The following is a 1,114-nucleotide window of genomic DNA, read 5'->3' as shown; positions in this document are numbered from 1 at the left end:
ATTATAATTCGTATATAAGGGTTAAGTGTGGGTATTGTAAAAATTTCTGATGAGCTACATGAGTATCTTCGTAAAGCGAGTAATGTGATGTCTCGATCAGTTAATGCACAAGCAGAGTTTTGGATAAAAATTGGTATTCAAGCAGAATTAAATCCAGAAAAAACGTTTCCAATGATTATTAATGAAATGTTAGAAAAAGAAGCAATAAAACAAGAGCATAAGTAAATATAAAGGAGATTAATATGGATAAAATTACGATTAAAACCCCTGAGGAAATTGAATTAATGCGTGAATCAGGTCGTTTATTAGCCCAAGTTTTTACAATGCTTGATGATTTTATTGTGCCAGGTGTTTCCACATTAGAAATTAACGATAAAGTAGACGATTTTATTACTCATGATCTGCAATCGAGACCTGCAAGCAAAGGACAATATGGTTATGAGTATGTACTTAATACTTCAATTAATGAGGTAGTATGCCATGGTGTTCCTAAAGCCGATGAGCTATTAAAAAGTAAAGATATTATTAATGTCGATATTACACTAGAAAAAAATGGTTTTATTGCTGATTCTAGCAAGATGTATGTCATGCCAGATGCCTCACCTATAGCAAGAAGATTAGTCAAAACAACTTACCAAGCGATGTGGGAAGGTATCAAAGAAGTTAAACCTGGTGCAACACTCGGTGATATCGGTCATGCAATCCAAAGCTTTGCACAAAGTCATGGGTATAGTGTTGTAAGAGAGTATTGTGGACACGGGATTGGTCGAGAAATGCACGAAGCCCCTCAAGTATTACATTATGGTATTCGAGGACAAGGTGTTGTACTAAAAGAAGGGATGACCTTTACCATTGAACCGATGATTAACCAAGGTGGACACAAAATAAAAACCAAAAAAGATGGTTGGACTGTAGTCACCCGTGATAAAAAATTATCGGCACAATCAGAACATACTATTTTAGTTACTGCTGATGGGTATGAAGTACTCACTTTGCGTCCAGAAGAAACACTTCCATAATAAATTAATTTATATCTATCTAATTTTTGATGCAAAAATTATGATATAAATTTATATTATTTTAATAGCTAGAAATATTATTTTTAGCTATTTTT

2 protein-coding genes are annotated in these 1,114 nt (G+C 33.3%); both read left to right on the top strand.

What is annotated here, in order from left to right; genetic code table 11:
• Positions 1-27: 27 nt before the first annotated feature.
• Positions 28-225, top strand: a complete 198-nt coding sequence (locus AACU95_RS17110; protein ID WP_004242542.1) for a ParD-like family protein — start codon at positions 28-30, stop codon at positions 223-225.
• Between the two features lie 17 nt (positions 226-242).
• Positions 243-1,019, top strand: a complete 777-nt coding sequence (gene map, locus AACU95_RS17105; RefSeq protein WP_004242544.1) for a type I methionyl aminopeptidase — start codon at positions 243-245, stop codon at positions 1,017-1,019.
• Positions 1,020-1,114 lie beyond the last annotated feature (95 nt).

This window comes from Proteus sp. G4415 (assembly GCF_963896075.1).
Lineage (GTDB): Bacteria > Pseudomonadota > Gammaproteobacteria > Enterobacterales > Enterobacteriaceae > Proteus > Proteus mirabilis.
This window is presented reverse-complemented; position numbering and strand designations above follow the sequence as displayed.

Bases quoted from the DNA above. Each gene is read 5' to 3' on its own strand.
- map (WP_004242544.1), top strand. From the start codon at position 243: ATGGATAAAATTACGATTAAAACCCCTGAGGAAATTGAATTAATGCGT.